The organism is Rosenbergiella collisarenosi, from assembly GCF_018494085.1.
In the GTDB taxonomy this organism is placed as follows: Bacteria; Pseudomonadota; Gammaproteobacteria; order Enterobacterales; family Enterobacteriaceae; genus Rosenbergiella; species Rosenbergiella collisarenosi.
Genome location: NZ_JABBFP010000008.1, coordinates 51233 through 67362, shown reverse-complemented (window position 1 = coordinate 67362; position 16130 = coordinate 51233). Strand labels below are relative to the sequence as shown.

General features: G+C 49.2%; 12 protein-coding genes. 10 read left to right on the top strand and 2 right to left on the bottom strand.

Annotated features, from left to right (window positions below; all coding sequences use genetic code 11):
• Positions 1–463: 463 nt before the first annotated feature.
• Positions 464–1474 carry a zinc-binding dehydrogenase gene (locus HGT70_RS12380; RefSeq protein ID WP_214196057.1) on the top strand — a complete coding sequence of 337 codons (1011 nt, stop codon included), beginning with the start codon at positions 464–466 and terminating at the stop codon, positions 1472–1474.
• A gap of 102 nt (positions 1475–1576) precedes the next feature.
• Here the strand turns inward: HGT70_RS12380 and ycaO are convergent, their stop codons facing one another.
• Entirely contained in the window at positions 1577–3337 is a 1761-nt protein-coding gene (gene ycaO / locus HGT70_RS12375; protein WP_214196055.1) for a 30S ribosomal protein S12 methylthiotransferase accessory factor YcaO, read from the bottom strand.
• Positions 3338–3531: 194 nt separating this feature from the next.
• Between ycaO and serC the strand changes: the two genes are divergently transcribed.
• From serC to HGT70_RS12360, 3 genes are read left to right on the top strand one after another with little or no spacing between them, the layout of a single operon-like run.
• Complete coding sequence (gene serC / locus HGT70_RS12370; RefSeq protein ID WP_214196054.1) at positions 3532–4617, top strand: 3-phosphoserine/phosphohydroxythreonine transaminase; 1086 nt, start codon at positions 3532–3534, stop codon at positions 4615–4617.
• Positions 4618–4674: 57 nt separating this feature from the next.
• Positions 4675–5958: a 3-phosphoshikimate 1-carboxyvinyltransferase gene (gene aroA / locus HGT70_RS12365; protein WP_214196053.1), complete on the top strand. Its 1284-nt coding sequence runs from the start codon at positions 4675–4677 to the stop codon at positions 5956–5958.
• A gap of 54 nt (positions 5959–6012) precedes the next feature.
• On the top strand, positions 6013–7635 hold the full coding sequence (locus HGT70_RS12360) for a peptide ABC transporter substrate-binding protein (RefSeq protein ID WP_214196052.1): 1623 nt from the start codon (positions 6013–6015) through the stop codon (positions 7633–7635).
• Between the two features lie 39 nt (positions 7636–7674).
• Here HGT70_RS12360 and HGT70_RS12355 read toward each other — a convergent pair whose 3' ends face one another.
• On the bottom strand, positions 7675–7866 hold the full coding sequence (locus HGT70_RS12355) for a YaiA family protein (RefSeq protein WP_071434835.1): 192 nt from the start codon (positions 7864–7866) through the stop codon (positions 7675–7677).
• Positions 7867–8033: 167 nt separating this feature from the next.
• Here HGT70_RS12355 and cmk point away from each other — a divergent pair, with 167 nt between their 5' ends.
• The 6 genes from cmk (at position 8034) to lpxK (ending at position 16128) form a co-directional block, all read left to right on the top strand.
• The gene (gene cmk, locus HGT70_RS12350; protein WP_071434837.1) at positions 8034–8720 is read left to right on the top strand and encodes a (d)CMP kinase; all 687 of its coding nucleotides are present in this window, start codon (positions 8034–8036) and stop codon (positions 8718–8720) included.
• A 121-nt stretch (positions 8721–8841) separates the two neighbouring features.
• Complete coding sequence (gene rpsA / locus HGT70_RS12345; protein WP_214196129.1) at positions 8842–10518, top strand: 30S ribosomal protein S1; 1677 nt, start codon at positions 8842–8844, stop codon at positions 10516–10518.
• Between the two features lie 104 nt (positions 10519–10622).
• Entirely contained in the window at positions 10623–10907 is a 285-nt protein-coding gene (ihfB, locus tag HGT70_RS12340) for an integration host factor subunit beta (RefSeq protein ID WP_071434839.1), read from the top strand.
• Between the two features lie 181 nt (positions 10908–11088).
• Complete coding sequence (locus HGT70_RS12335) at positions 11089–13338, top strand: DNA internalization-related competence protein ComEC/Rec2 (RefSeq protein WP_214196051.1); 2250 nt, start codon at positions 11089–11091, stop codon at positions 13336–13338.
• A gap of 34 nt (positions 13339–13372) precedes the next feature.
• Complete coding sequence (gene msbA, locus HGT70_RS12330) at positions 13373–15121, top strand: lipid A ABC transporter ATP-binding protein/permease MsbA (RefSeq protein ID WP_214196049.1); 1749 nt, start codon at positions 13373–13375, stop codon at positions 15119–15121.
• On the top strand, positions 15118–16128 hold the full coding sequence (lpxK, locus tag HGT70_RS12325) for a tetraacyldisaccharide 4'-kinase (protein ID WP_214196048.1): 1011 nt from the start codon (positions 15118–15120) through the stop codon (positions 16126–16128). The genes msbA and lpxK overlap by 4 nt, the downstream gene beginning before the upstream one ends.
• The last annotated feature ends 2 nt before the right edge of the window (positions 16129–16130 follow it).

Genomic DNA, 16130 nt, shown 5'->3' with positions numbered 1-16130 from the left:
GTACCGATACTGAAGACAAAATTATCGAGGATAATTTACCGTTACCCGATAAAATTATTGGTTTAATTGATAAATTTTAATAAAACCTATTAAATTAATTTAATAAGCTTTTTATCTTTCATTCATCTTTGATAATTTAATTTTCATGGCTTATTGTGTATAAGCTCAGTTTGGCCGCCTTGACCTAACGCTACTGAATTTTTAATATAAATTACTTACACTGTATTTTAAAAAACTTGTAGAAGGTATTTTATTGGTTTTCAATTTTTTAATTTTAGATTGGTGGTCCATTAATAGATGGCTGTAATGTTATTCATAATTTATTAATTAAGCTTAAGCCTATTATTGATGGCTAATGTTCTTATATTAATTCATCAAAACATATTGCTAAATAATCATTTAAATACTCGAGATCACAAGAATAAAATCATTATCTCGTTCAACGATAAATGAGGCGGCATACGTGGCAGGTGATAATCTAATGAATGTTCATAATACCTTTGTTCACCAAATTTCCAGACCTCATGGCGAGCCCGTAATCGAAAACTTCCGGTTTGTTGATCAACCCCTTGAGCCATTGCAAGATGGGGCAGCTTGGGTAAAAAATATCCATTTCTCTATAGATCCTTATATGCGGGAGTGCATGGATGGAGACTGGGAATTAGACGAACCATTAGAAGGAAGAACGATAGGGAGAGTAGTAAAATCAACTAACCCAGCCTTAAATCGAGGTGACTGGGTATTCCATCGAAAAGGTTGGCGAGCTTATGCTCAGGTTACCGCGGAAGAAAGTCGTAAAATAACGCCTGTTGAGGGTGTGCCCTTGCGTACATGGCTAAGCCTGCTAGGTGGTACTGGACTTACTGCATGGATAGCGCTAACGAAAATTACTCGCTTACAACCTGGTGAATCAATATACATATCCTCGGCCGCAGGCGGAGTAGGCTCAGCAGCAGGCCAGTTTGCGGCACTACTGGGGGCAAAACGTATAATCGGTAGTACTCGGAACCCTGAAAAAGCTAATATTCTGACTGAGAAATTAGGCTATACAGATGCCTTTGTTTATCGATCAGGAAGGATTAGCGCTCAATTGCGCGATATAGTTCCAGAGGGCATCGATGTCTATTTAGATAATGTCGGTGGTGAGCAACTTGAGGCAGCCATTACAGTGTTCAATAATTTTGGACGTGCTGCACTAATCGGCGCAATTGCACAATACAGCGCTTTAACACCATCCGTTTCGCCTAATAATCTTTTTGATATTGTAGGTAAGAGCTTAACTCTACGAGGATTCTTGGTGCGCGATTACACAACCTATCAAAATGAGCTGGAGAAATTTATTATTCCTCATATTCAGAGCGGCAAGGTAGTACCACAAGAAACAGTGTATTACGGTTTTGAAAATATTGTAGGCGCATTTCTCTCAATGCTTAAAGGCGGAAATATAGGTAAGGCACTGGTAAGTATCGAATAATCAATTACTGAATATCAGCAGCTTCATATAAATGCATCGTATGAATAAACCCCATCCTGAAGATGGGGTTTATGAGTAAGCTAAGGCCTTTTTTCCGCTTAATTAGCCTTGCGCATGTTGGCGCTTAGCCACCTGTAACTTTTCATAAGCCGCTAATAGAGATTGATGCGCTGGGAAGGCGGTGAGTGCCGCGTCAACCTCTTGCAGTCCATAAAACGGCGCCTCACCACTCACGGCCGCAGAAGCTGCTTCAACGGTTTCAGCCCCGTACATTTTAGTGAAGGCATTTAGGTAATCGACGGCATGGCGTTCATCTTCCAGTGCCAAAAGTAGCAGCGTTTGCAAACAACGATAATAATTGGCACGCTCTGCGCTGAAGACCGAACCGTTGAATTCGATCGTCCACTCAGCCCAAGTTAAGGCCTGATCGATATCGCCACCGGCTAAGGCGAGCATCGATTTCAACTCACCGACTCGCAGCGTAGACCAACCGTTATCTTTCCCTGTCGCAATACCCAACAGCTCACGTACACGGGTAAAGTCATCTAAGCCGTGATCATCCAGTGTAGAGATTAATTCCAGATACTCTTGCGCTTCCCACTCTGATCCAGGCAATGACAGGATAATCTGGCGTAGGTCGGCGCCCATATTGTTGTTGGCTAATAACAGGTCTTCCGCTGGATAGATATCGGACATGCCTGGCACGATGATACGGCATGCGTATACGCCTAAGTGCTCGTAATCAGCAATATAGACCTCTTGCTGGTCATGTTGGAAAATAGCCATCAACGTCGCGAACTCTTGCTCGGTAGTGCCTGAGAACGACCAGTCGATAAATGGATAATCGCCGCCATCCTTGAACATATCCCAAGAAATTAGGCCGCTTGAATCGATAAAGTGGGTTTCGAGGTTAGTGTGTTCAGCAACTTCTTCATCGTCGAACGTGGGAGGAGTAAAGACATCTAAATCTTTTAATCCACGACCCTGTAGCAATTCGGTCACCGTACGCTCAAGTGCGACACCGAAATCAGGGTGGGCGCCGAAGGAAGCGAAACAGGTACCATTGCTAGGGTTGAATAACACGACGCAGATCACCGGGTACTTGCCGCCGAGTGAGGCATCGTATGACAGAATCGGGAAGCCTTCCGCTTCTAAACGGGCGATAGCTTCGGTAACGCTAGGGTAGCGAGCTAACACGTCAGCCGGGATTTCCGGCAGGCTGATCGATTCGGCGATAATTTTATTTTTGACGTAACGCTCAAAGACTTCGGATAGCCCTTGAACACGCGCCTCATTGGCCGTGTTACCGGCAGACATCCCGTTAGATACATACAGGTTGCCGATGATGTTCATTGGGATATACACGGTCTGTAAATCAGACTGGCGGGAGAAAGGTAGGGCACAAATTCCGCGCTCGTGGTTACCCGATTGCAGATCGATAAGATCAGAACCGCTCAGCTCATTTTCTGGGTCATAAAACTGACGGAGTTTACTATCAAGAATACCTTCGGGTAATGAATCGTCCTCGCTTAGCGGGAACCATTTCTCATCGGGATAGTGAACGAAAGGACCATTCGCTACGGCATCGCCCAGCCAGAAGTCAGCAAAAAAATAGTTGGTGGATAAACGCTCAAAGTACTCACCGAGCGCAGAGGCTAAGGCCGCCTTCTTGGTGGCTCCTTTACCATTGGTAAAGCACAGTGCGCAATCTTTATCACGGACATGTACAGACCAAACATTCGGCACAGGGTTAAGCCATGAGGCTTCTTCAATCGTGAAACCAAGCTGTTGAAGTTTGTCTTGAAATCGGCTGATGGAATCTTCAAGGGCGGCATCTTTACCGGGGATAAAAGTTTGCGACATGGTGGCGCTCTCTGGTTAATCTAGAAATGATAACGGCTATCATACGTTTTTTCGCCGTGGGCGGCTATCGTTGTGCGGGGTTTTCCAGCAATCTTTGGTCGAGAGCAGATTATCTATTGCAGCAATATTCTGGCAGTGATAAAACCGAAGGCTCAGCACAAATTCTTTGACAGAATAATAAAGGGTGAAGGTCAATGACGCAGGTGTTCAATTTTAGTTCCGGTCCCGCCATGTTACCAAAAGCAGTGTTAGAACAAGTTCAAGCAGAACTGCTCGATTGGCAAGGGTTAGGAACCTCAGTAATGGAAATTAGCCACCGCAGTAAAGAGTTTATTGCAGTGGCCGAGACAGCAGAACAAGATCTTCGTGATTTACTTTCCATTCCTGCCAATTATAAAGTCTTATTTTGCCAGGGTGGCGCACGTGCACAGTTCGCGGCTATCCCTGCCAACCTGCTAGGCTCAGGCCAACATGCCGATTATATCGATGGTGGCTATTGGGCGCACAGCGCGATTAAGGAAGCAGAGAAATTTTGCACCCCCAACGTTATTGATATTAAAACAACGGAAAATGGCAAGGTTGCCCTATTACCGATGGATCAATGGTCGCTGAATGATAACGCCGCCTATGTCCACTATTGTCCAAATGAGACTATCGATGGCACGGCGATTGACGAAGAACCGAATTTCGGCGACCGCCTCGTGGTCGCCGACCTCTCATCAACCATTCTATCTCGTCCGTTAGATATCAGCCGTTACGGTGTGATTTATGCAGGCGCACAGAAAAATATCGGCCCGGCGGGACTCACGCTGGTGATTGTGCGCGAAGATCTATTGGGGAAAACCCTCCAACAATTCCCTTCGGTACTAGATTTCAAAACTCTCGCCGATAATGACTCGATGTTCAATACCCCACCGACCTTCGCATGGTACCTCTCGGGTCTTGTCTTCAAATGGTTGAAAGCGCAAGGCGGTATCGAGGCGATGGCTAAGCAGAACCAAGCGAAAGCCGATCTGCTCTATGGAACGATTGATAACAGCGATTTCTATCGTAACAACGTCATTGCTCGAAACCGGTCTAAGATGAACGTTCCCTTCCAGTTAGCCGATGCGAGCCTCGATAAGCTATTCTTAGAGGAGTCGCTGGCCGCTGGCTTGCACGCCCTGAAAGGGCACCGTGCGGTCGGGGGAATGCGTGCCTCGATTTATAACGCAATGCCGCTCGAAGGCGTTCAAGCGTTGACGACCTTTATGCAAGAATTCGCACAGCGTCACGGTTAATTTTCAACTTAACACTTTCCCCGCGTACGCCGGGAAAGTGGTTATATGAGTATCTTAATGCAATCTTTGACTTTACAACCTATCTCCCACGTGAGTGGAACCGTTAATCTTCCAGGCTCTAAAAGCGTCTCGAATCGTGCACTTCTTCTTGCTGCGATGGCACAGGGCACTACCCGCCTGACCAACCTCTTAGACAGTGATGATATTCGCCATATGTTAACGGCGTTGACGGCACTGGGGGTGGACTACCACCTTTCAGAGGATCGTACCGTCTGTACGGTGACCGGGATCGGCGGCCCCTTACAAAGCCGTGAGCCACTAGAGCTGTTCTTAGGCAATGCGGGAACGGCCATCCGCCCCTTAGCCGCGGCACTCTCGCTCGCTGAAAACGCTATCGTGTTAACGGGTGAGCCGAGAATGAAAGAGCGACCGATCGGGCACCTCGTTGACGCCTTGCGCGAGGGGGGAGCGACGGTGACTTACCTGGAAAATGAACATTATCCCCCTATCCGGTTGCAGGGTGGCTTTAATGGCGGCAACCTGAGTGTTGATGGATCTGTCTCCAGCCAATTCCTCACTTCGCTGTTAATGGCCGCGCCGTTAACCCAAGGCGAAACCGTCATTACCATTAAGGGCGAACTCGTCTCTAAGCCCTATATCGATATTACTCTCGACCTCATGGCTTCCTTCGGCGTCACTGTCGATAACCAAGATTATCAACGTTTCGTTGTACAGGGTCAGCAACAGTACCAAGCGCCAGGGGAATTTCTGGTTGAGGGCGATGCATCCTCTGCCTCCTACTTCTTGGCGGCTGCTGCGATCCGCGGTGGAACCGTAAAAGTCACAGGTATTGGTCGTAATAGTGTGCAGGGTGATGTTAGGTTTGCTGAAGTCCTTGAGAAAATGGGTGCCGCAGTGGAGTGGGGGGATGACTTCATCGCCTGTACTGGGGCGCCGCTACGAGCGGTTACGATGGATATGAACCATATTCCTGATGCCGCGATGACGATTGCGACCGCCGCACTCTTCGCCGAGGGCACGACGACCATGACTAATATCTACAATTGGCGGGTTAAGGAGACCGATCGGTTATTTGCGATGGCGACGGAGTTACGCAAAGTGGGCGCCGACGTTATCGAAGGCGAGGACTATATCACTATTACCCCTCCGCGCCAGTTGCAGCACGCTGAGATTGAGACCTACAACGATCACCGGATGGCGATGTGTTTCTCTCTTGTGGCGTTATCCGATACGCCGGTGACGATTCTCGACCCAGGTTGTACGGCGAAGACGTTCCCTGATTATTTTGATCGACTCACGTCGATCAGCCAGTTCTCATAATTATTCAAGCGAGCGTTTAAGCTCGCTTTTTTTTGCTTACAGGTGATGAGGTTAATGATGCAACGTAAAATTCTTTCCTTAGCGATGATGGCATTATTTGGATTAGGCGCGACGAGTACAGTACTCGCCGCTGTAGTTCCTGCGGGGACGGTGCTCGCGGCACAACAGCAGATCACGCGCGCCAATGGTTCCGACCCGGCGACGCTCGATCCACAACTGGCAGAAAGCAATGAAGCCTTCAATATCATTCTCGATAGCTTTGCAGGAGTCGTTGCCTTGGACAGCCAGGGGAAGGTTCATCCGGAATTAGCCGAGAAGTGGGATAACCAAGACAATAAAGTCTGGACCTTCCACTTACGCCCAGGGATCACCTGGTCGAATGGTCAACCCATTACCGCGCAGGATCTTGTCTACAGCTGGCAGCGCTTAGCCGATCCGAAAACGGCATCACCCTATCAATCTTATGTCAGCGCTGTTCATGTGCTAAATAGCGACGCGGTGATGAGCGGGAAGCTCCCCCCTTCAGCCCTAGGCGTTAAAGCGTTAGACGCGCAGACCTTCCAGGTGACGCTCTCCCAGCCCGTTTCGTGGTTTTTGCAAGCCGCGGCATCGCCAAGCTTCTTCCCGGTAAATCAACAGAATGTCGAGAAGTTTGGCGAGCAATGGACACAGCCTGCAAACATCGTTGTCAGTGGGGCGTTCAAACCGAGCAAGTGGGTGATTAACGAACGCTTTATCTCACAGCGTAACCCCCATTATTGGAACAATAAGGCAACGGTTATCAATCAAATCACCTATCTGCCTATCGCCGAACCTTCGGCCACGTTAAACCGTTACCAGAGCGGTGAGATTGATATTACAGACACTATTCCAACCGTGAATTTTGCGCAGATTAAGAAGACGATCCCTGAACAAATAAAACAGACTCCGCTGCTCGGCGTCTATGAATATTGGTTCAATATGAATAAGGCGCCGTTTAACGACCCACGCGTGCGCATGGCACTGAACTTAGCCGTCGATAAATCGATCATCACCGATAAGATTTTGGGTATGGGGCAGAAACCGGCTTGGACCCTGATGCCGCTGCAAATTGGCGGAGAAACCTATCAGCCAACCGAGATTGCACAATGGACCCCGGCACAACGCATCGCACAAGCGAAAAAGTTATTGGCCGAGGCGGGTTTTAGCGCGGACAAGCCGCTGAAGGCAGAGCTGCTGTACAACACACAACAAGATCATCTAAAAATAGCTATCGCGCTAAGCTCGATGTGGAAAAAGAATCTAGGCGCGCAAGTTACCATGCGTAATCAAGAGTGGAAGACGTTAATTCAGACGCAGCATAGCGGTGATTTCCAACTGGTACGCCAGTCTTGGCTCGCCGATTACGATGCGCCGCCGACGTTCTTAAATAATTATATGACGGGGAATACGCAAAACGACGGGAAATATAGTAATACTGCTTACGATAAACTGGTCAACGCAGCGGCGGCTGAGACCGACCCGGCCAAAGCCAGAGCCGACTATCAGCAGGCGTTGGATATTCTCAGCAAGGAGGTCCCGGCGATCCCCTTATACTATTATGTACAAAATATCTTAGTAAAACCCTGGGTGGGGGGCGTATCAGTCAGCCGCTTAGGGTTCTATAAAACGCAGGATATGTATATTCGCAAGCACTAAGTGAAAAAGGCCATGTGTACGTTGCACATGGCCTACAGATTATTCCTTATCTTCGCCGACATAACGCTCTTTCGCGTCTTCCGCATCTTGGCGGGTAGAATGCTGGCTAATCAGGGTATCGGGGTAGGGATGATCGGCCCTGAGCTCATAGTGACCTACTTTGTCCACGCCTTGACCATCTGAAACCTCAATAATCCATGCTTTACGGGGATACGGGGGATGACCTGCCATAACTCGCCTCCTAGATAGCTTACTCTATGATTATCGTTCATTTTTTAATTAATAAAGTGTAGACAAGCTTATCCGTTATGCAAGTGAAGAGATGAGCTTGGGGTAACGTTCACCAACAGATTCAGGTATACTGACGCCATTTTATTGCTGAGTGCAAGGAGTCAGAAATGACGACCATTCCAGTCATTACTATCGATGGGCCGAGCGGGGCGGGTAAAGGTACGCTGTGTAAGGTATTAGCCGAGCAGCTAGGCTGGCACCTGTTGGATTCAGGCGCAATCTACCGCGTCTTAGCGTTAGCCGCGCTCCACCATCATGTTGATATCGCGCATGAAGAGGCGCTAGTTCCTCTTGCGGCGCACCTCGATGTGAAATTTATCGTCGACGAGAACCGTACTCAAGTCGTTTTAGAAGGCGAAGAGGTGACTGCGGCGATCCGCACGCAAGACGTGAGTAATACCGCCTCGAAAGTGGCTGCATTCCCTCGCGTGCGCGAGGCATTATTACGTAGGCAGCGCAACTTTCGTGAATTACCGGGCTTGATTGCCGATGGACGAGATATGGGAACGGTTGTATTTCCAGATGCGCCAGTAAAAATTTTCCTTGATGCAAGTGCCGAAGAGCGCGCCGAACGTCGTCGCCAGCAGTTGCAGCAAGCAGGCGTAGATGTTAACTTTGCGCAACTTTTAGCGGAGACGGTAGAGCGTGATGACCGCGACCGTAATCGTGCCGTTGCGCCATTAGTCGCGGCGGGCGATGCCTTAGTTATTGATTCTACGGGAATTGATATCGAAGAAGTGACGGCGATAGCTCTTGAATATATTCAGAAAAAATTGCCTAACTTCAGCGCATAAGTGTGCTAAAATAAAAAGAATGCTGTAGCTTCATTCCATGGATGGTGTGAAGAATGTTAAACAACCCCATTAGACATGAAGTCCAATGGACGTTAAATTGAAGAATCCTAAGATTATCAATATGACTGAATCTTTTGCTCAACTATTTGAAGAATCCCTGAAAGAAATCGAAACCCGTCCGGGTTCCATCGTTCGTGGCGTTGTTGTCTCTATCGACAAAGACGTCGTCCTAGTTGATGCGGGCCTGAAATCTGAATCTGCAATTCCTGCAGAGCAGTTCAAAAACGCAGCTGGCGAACTGGAAATCCAGGTAGGCGACGAAGTTGACGTTGCGCTGGACGCAGTAGAAGACGGCTTCGGTGAAACCCTGCTGTCCCGTGAGAAAGCTAAGCGTCACGAAGCTTGGATCACGCTGGAAAAAGCTTACGAAGATGCTGAAACTGTTACCGGTATTATCAACGGCAAAGTCAAGGGCGGCTTCACTGTTGAGCTAAACGGTATCCGTGCGTTCCTGCCAGGTTCACTGGTTGACGTACGTCCGGTTCGCGACACTCTGCACCTTGAAGGCAAAGAGTTAGAATTTAAAGTCATCAAACTGGATCAGAAACGTAACAACGTCGTGGTTTCTCGCCGCGCGGTGATCGAGTCTGAGAACAGTGCAGAACGTGATCAACTGCTAGAAAACCTGCAAGAAGGCATGGAAGTTAAAGGTATCGTTAAGAACCTGACTGACTACGGTGCATTCGTTGATCTGGGCGGCGTTGACGGCCTACTGCACATCACTGATATGGCTTGGAAACGCGTTAAGCACCCAAGCGAGATCGTGAATGTTGGTGACGAAATCAATGTTAAAGTCCTGAAGTTCGACCGTGAGCGTACTCGCGTATCATTAGGTCTGAAACAACTGGGCGAAGATCCATGGGTTGCTATCGCTAAGCGTTACCCAGAAAGCACCAAGCTGACGGGTCGTGTAACTAACCTGACTGATTACGGCTGCTTCGTAGAAATCGAAGAAGGCGTTGAAGGTCTGGTACACGTTTCTGAAATGGATTGGACCAACAAAAACATCCACCCATCTAAAGTTGTAAACGTAGGTGATGTGGTTGAAGTCATGGTTCTGGACATCGATGAAGAGCGTCGTCGTATCTCCCTGGGTCTGAAGCAATGTAAATCTAACCCATGGCAGCACTTCGCAGAAACTCACAACAAAGGCGATCGCGTTGAAGGTAAAATCAAGTCAATCACTGACTTCGGTATCTTCATCGGTCTGGACGGCGGAATCGATGGTCTGGTTCACCTGTCTGACATTTCTTGGAACGCAACTGGCGAAGAAGCCGTTCGTGAATACAAGAAAGGCGACGAAATTGCTGCAGTAGTTCTGCAAGTCGATGCTGAGCGTGAGCGTATCTCTTTAGGCGTGAAACAACTTGCTGAAGATCCATTCAACAACTACGTTGCGCTGAACAAGAAAGGCGTTATCGTTAACGGTAAAGTGACTGCAGTCGACGCTAAAGGCGCAACTGTTGAACTGGCTGACGGTGTTGAAGGTTACTTACGCGCTTCAGAAGCTTCACGCGACCGCGTTGAAGATGCAACTCTGGTTCTGAATGTTGGTGATGACGTGGAAGCGAAATTCACCGGTGTTGACCGTAAAAACCGTGTTGTAACCCTGTCTGTACGTGCTAAAGACGAAGCTGACGAGAAAGATGCAGTTGCTGCTGTGAACAACAAGCAACAAGATGAAAGCAACTTCTCTAACGCAATGGCTGAAGCATTTAAAGCAGCTAAAGGCGAGTAATTGCCGAAAGGGGGATGGTGACATCCCCCCAACTAGCCAAGGGTGTTTTCACTCTTGGCTTTTTTTAAAACTGTCTTTCTTTACAGGATATTTCCGGAGGATTAATGACTAAATCTGAATTGATTGAACGCCTCGCAGCCCAGCAGACTCAAATCCCTGCAAAAGCTGTTGAAGATGCTGTTAAAGAGATGCTGGAATATATGGCTTCCACCTTAGCGCAGGGTGACCGTATCGAAATACGGGGTTTTGGTAGTTTCTCACTCCATTACCGTGCTCCACGCGTAGGGCGTAACCCGAAGACTGGCGAGAAAGTGGAACTGGAAGGTAAGTACGTGCCACATTTCAAACCAGGAAAAGAGCTTCGCGATAGAGCCAACCTTTCTAGCTAAGAAGTGCAGTTTTAAAAAAGACGGTATCATTAGATATCGTTTTTCATTTATACGACCCACATATTTTTTGTCCTTTCCTTTTTATCGCTCGACAATCCCCGTAGCGGCTCGCATTCTCTCCAATCAGTAAACCTACTACTGCATTAATCCCTTACAGTACCTCGCTTTGAGCGGTGATATTATGCAGACTATTCCTTATGCTTGGCTATTGATTGCCGCGTGTTTCCCGCTGCTATTTATTCCACAGATTGTTAGCCTTCCAGTCCTCAGCACAGTATTACTTCTAGCATTGCTGTTGTTGATCACGAGATCTAAATATCTGCACTATTGTGGCGTAGCGCTATTCTTTTTCTTTATTAGCCAGTTTACCGCCCACGGGCTGGTATCCACGATCACCGCGTGGAGCGAACGAACGGTCAGCGCCGAAGTGAGAGTGAGTGAAGTTCAGGAATTAAATGGCCGGATTAGGGTCAGCCTGACTAAGGTTGAAGGTCAATGGCGATTTCCTGTCTATGACGTATGGATCGGTAACATCGACGCTAGCCAGTACTGTCTGGGGCAGCATTGGCTAATGCGCTTACGTTTACGTCCCGTGCATAGCCTATTGAACGAGGGGGGCTATGATAGCCAGCGTAACGCGCTGGCGAAGGACACGCCGTTCACCGGTAAAATACACCGTCAGCAGCTACTGGACCCAACTTGCTCGGTGCGCCATCGCCTTGAGCAGGCCTTTGTGCGACGTAGCGCTAGCTCTCCGTGGCAGGGCATCTCGCGGGCATTGGTCTTTGGGTTGCGGGACAGGATCCCGCCAGAGGTCAATACACTGTTTCGGGAAACGGGTATCGGACATCTAATGGCGATATCCGGCATGCATGTAGGGCTTATCTTCTTACTCACTCGTCGCATAATAAAATGGGTACAGCTATTGTTTCCGGCTAGGTTCTCGCGGGCAGGCGGGCTCGAGGCAATAAGTTGGCTAGCCAGTGCTGGCTACTGTTTACTCTCTGGTGCCCAACCTTCGGCTCTACGCGCGCTATTCGCCTTAACCTTCTGGCTGGCGGCTAAGCGATTTGCTCTAAATCTTTCCAGTTTTCATATTCTCTTACTCTGCGTGGCTAGCCTCTTGGCGACCAATCCACTGATGATCCTCTCCGATAGCTTATGGCTCTCGGTACTCGCCGTTTTAGCGTTACTGATCTGGTATCGTTGGTTTCCTTTATCCCCGGCGTATCGTCAAGCTAAACGCTACGCGATTATTCGTCTAGTACATCTGCAGCTAGGGATTATGGTTTTACTCTTACCGATTCAGATTTTTTTCTTTCACGGTACCAGCCTTGCTGCTTTAGGGGCTAACCTAGTGGCTATTCCTATCGTCAGTCTAGGCCTATTACCGTTAGCGCTACTGCTTGCCATACCGTGGCCCGATCTGCTCTACAGTAGCTTGCTATTACTCCACGACGCGCTCTTTCGTTGTCTCTTCGCACTGCTCGGCCTACAAAAAGAGGGGTGGGTATTTCTTCCTGCCGCGCCACAGGTTGCCTGTCTACTCTGGGGTGGGTTATGTATTAGCCGTTTTTATCTCTGGCGGGCCTCGCCCTTGAGTCTCTGCGCACTCCTTATCAGTCTAGCGAGTTGGCGTGTTCAGCCCTCGGAGATCCTGTGGCGGGTAGATATGTTAGACGTCGGTCATGGCTTAGCGATGGTGATCAGTCAACGAGGGGAAGGCCTTATCTACGATACAGGCAACCGCTGGCAGGTGGGGGATGCAGGCGAGCGTATTATCGTCCCTTGGCTGATTGACCAGGGGATAACGCCGGTTATGGCGGTGATTAGCCATCGCCATAGCGATCATAGTGGTGGCCTGGCGAGTATCAAAAAAATTTGGCCACAGCTAGTGGTGAGGACGTCCTACCGTTATCCCGGGGCCTTAGCTTGTCGGCGTGGGGATCACTGGCAATGGGGGCGATTAGCCATTCAGGTGCTCTGGCCGGAGCAATTTCCAACGGCCGGACAAAATAATGATTCCTGCGTACTGTACATCAGCGATGGTCGACATCATCTCCTGCTTACCGGTGATCTTGAAAAGAAGGCGGAGCAAAGGCTTGTTGAGTTAGTCGGCCAGACACTACCTGTCGATTGGCTACAGGTACCTCACCACGGTAGCCGAACCTCCTCTAGTCCCTTATTACTCAGGACACTGCGGCCTAATATTGCAATTGCCTCCGTGGCCCGCTACAACGCGTGGCGCTTACCCGCAACAAATGTCGTGAAACGCTATCAACAGCAGGGTATTCAATGGCTTGATACGGCACAGGCCGGACAGATATCGATTAGGGTCACCGCGGGGAATAGTGAGATTTTACAATTACGTGATCAAATTTCACCCCGATGGTACCATCAATGGTTTGGTGTAAAACCTGATTACGGGTAAACTACCCTTCGATGTTAAAAAACGTGAAGAAATAATGCACTTAGACAAAGATCTCTCAACGTGGCAGACGTTCCGTCGTCTCTGGCCAATGATAGCCCCCCATAAAGCAGGCCTGTTTATTGCTGCGATTGCTCTGATTATTAATGCAGCAGGGGACACTTTGATGTTATCGCTGCTCAAACCCCTACTCGATGATGGGTTTGGTAAAGCCGATAAATCAGTCTTACTCTGGATGCCCTTAGCCGTAATCGGCCTCATGTTGATCCGTGGGGTAACAAGTTATGCGTCTAGCTACTGCATCTCTTGGGTATCGGGAAATGTGGTAATGGGAATGCGCCGCAGTTTATTTGCCCATATGATGAGCATGCCGGTCTCCTTCTTCGATCAGCAATCGACCGGAACGCTTTTATCAAGAATAACCTACGATTCTGAACAGGTCGCCTCGTCGTCATCTAGCGCACTAGTGACGGTGGTTAGAGAGGGCGCATCGATCATCGGTTTATTCATCATGATGTTTTACTACAGCTGGCAATTATCGCTGATCCTAATCCTGCTTGCGCCGATCGTCTCGTTTACTATCCGACTGGTTTCTAAGCGTTTTAGAAATATCAGTAAGACGATGCAAAACACGATGGGTGAGGTGACAACCAGCGCTGAGCAAATGCTTAAGGGCCATAAGGAAGTATTGATCTTCGGTGGGCAAGAGATCGAAGCCCAACGCTTTGCGACGGTCAGTAATCGTATGCGTCAACAAGGGATGAAACTGGTTAGCGCGTCTTCTATCTCCGACCCGATTATCCAACTTATTGCCTCGCTCGCCCTCGCGTTCATCCTGTATGCGGCCAGTTATCCAGCGGTAATGGATACGCTAACGGCGGGAACGATTACGGTAGTCTTCTCCTCCATGATCGCCTTAATGCGTCCGCTTAAGTCACTGACTAACGTAAACGCCCAGTTTCAACGCGGGATGGCAGCCTGCCAGACGCTGTTCAGTATTCTCGATGCCGAGCAAGAAGTCGATAATGGGCAACGTTCTGTCGAACGCGTGCAGGGCGATATTGAGTTTCGTAACGTCACCTTTACCTATCCGGGTCGCGAAACGCCAGCGTTAAAAAATATTAACTTAACGCTTCCGGCAGGAAAAACCGTGGCACTAGTGGGACGTTCTGGCTCGGGTAAATCGACGTTGGCCAGTTTATTGACGCGTTTTTATGATATTCAGTCAGGACAGATCCTGCTAGATGGCCATGAAATCAATGATTATAAGCTGCAAGCTTTGCGTAATCAGGTCGCGTTAGTGTCGCAAAATGTTCACCTATTTAACGATACCATCGCTAATAACATCGCCTATGCACGTACCGATCAATACAGTCGTCAAGATATCGAAAACGTTGCGGAAATGGCCCACGCGATGGACTTTATTGCGCGGATGGATAACGGTCTCGATACTGTAATCGGTGAGAATGGCGTCTTATTATCCGGCGGCCAGCGTCAGCGTATCGCGATAGCACGAGCGCTACTTCGCGATAGCCCGGTACTGATCTTGGACGAAGCGACATCTGCCTTAGACACAGAATCGGAACGCGCGATTCAATCTGCCTTAGATGAGCTACAGCGGAATCGTACCTCATTGGTTATTGCGCACCGCCTATCGACAATCGAAAAGGCGGATATGATTGTGGTCGTTGAGGATGGACAAATCATCGAACGTGGCACACACCAAGAGCTGCTGGCTCAAGCGGGTGCCTACGCTCAACTGCATCGTATTCAGTTCGGCCAATGATCGCGCGCCTGTGGAGCGGAAAGTCGGGAGCATGGCGGCTTTTGCTGCCACTCTCTTGGCTGTATGGAGCGATCACTGCCGCCATTCGCTTCAGCTATCGCTGCGGGCTGAAAAAAAGATGGAAGGCACCAGTGCCGGTGGTCGTGGTCGGGAATCTGACCGCAGGGGGCAATGGTAAAACGCCGGTAGTGATCTGGTTGGTTGAACAACTCAAACAACGCGGTATTCGTCCGGCAGTCGTCTCGCGGGGGTATGGGGGTAAGGCAGAGCACTACCCTTTAGTACTCGACGCGACGACCTCTGCACAGCAAGCGGGGGATGAGCCAGTACTGATCTTCCAACGTACAGGAGTGCCCGTCGCGGTTGCGCCTAAACGCCGTGCGGCAATCAGCGCGCTGTTGCAGGCACACAACGATATTTCAGTCATTATCACCGACGATGGATTGCAGCATTACGCGCTACAGCGCGATATGGAAATCGTCGTTATCGACGGTGAAAGACGTTTCGGTAACGGCTGGTGGCTTCCGGCGGGTCCTATGCGTGAGAGGCCCTCGCGCTTAAAGAGCGTTGATGCGGTGATCACCAATGGCGGTGAGGCACAACAGGGCGAAATTCCGATGCGCCTGCGACCGGGAGTGTGGACGAATCTTGTCACGGGTCTACCACTTCCCCTGGCAGCCTTAGCGAATCGATCGTCCGTCGCCTTAGCGGGTATCGGCCATCCACCGCGTTTTTTCTCGACCCTACGCGCTCAAGGGATCACTCCTGAGCGCGAATATGCGTTTGCCGACCACCATGCCTATACTCTCGAGGAGCTTTCCGGTTTGGCAGATTCCTCGCAGGCATTACTGATGACGGAAAAAGATGCGGTAAAATGCCAGTATTTTGCGTTAGAGAATTGGTGGTACTTGCCAATCGATGCACAGCTTCCGTCGGCGGATGCGCAGCGGCTGCTCGACAAGATTATTGCTTTATTGCCTACTGCTTCTCAAGGGACGTCCCTGTAGCA

Bases quoted from the DNA above. Each gene is read 5' to 3' on its own strand.
- aroA (WP_214196053.1), top strand. From the start codon at position 4,675: ATGCAATCTTTGACTTTACAACCTATCTCCCACGTGAGTGGAACCGTT.
- serC (WP_214196054.1), top strand. From the start codon at position 3,532: ATGACGCAGGTGTTCAATTTTAGTTCCGGTCCCGCCATGTTACCAAAA.
- rpsA (WP_214196129.1), top strand. From the start codon at position 8,842: ATGACTGAATCTTTTGCTCAACTATTTGAAGAATCCCTGAAAGAAATC.
- HGT70_RS12360 (WP_214196052.1), top strand. From the start codon at position 6,013: ATGATGCAACGTAAAATTCTTTCCTTAGCGATGATGGCATTATTTGGA.
- lpxK (WP_214196048.1), top strand. From the start codon at position 15,118: ATGATCGCGCGCCTGTGGAGCGGAAAGTCGGGAGCATGGCGGCTTTTG.
- ycaO (WP_214196055.1), bottom strand. From the start codon at position 3,337: ATGTCGCAAACTTTTATCCCCGGTAAAGATGCCGCCCTTGAAGATTCC.
- cmk (WP_071434837.1), top strand. From the start codon at position 8,034: ATGACGACCATTCCAGTCATTACTATCGATGGGCCGAGCGGGGCGGGT.
- HGT70_RS12335 (WP_214196051.1), top strand. From the start codon at position 11,089: ATGCAGACTATTCCTTATGCTTGGCTATTGATTGCCGCGTGTTTCCCG.
- ihfB (WP_071434839.1), top strand. From the start codon at position 10,623: ATGACTAAATCTGAATTGATTGAACGCCTCGCAGCCCAGCAGACTCAA.
- msbA (WP_214196049.1), top strand. From the start codon at position 13,373: ATGCACTTAGACAAAGATCTCTCAACGTGGCAGACGTTCCGTCGTCTC.
- HGT70_RS12355 (WP_071434835.1), bottom strand. From the start codon at position 7,866: ATGGCAGGTCATCCCCCGTATCCCCGTAAAGCATGGATTATTGAGGTT.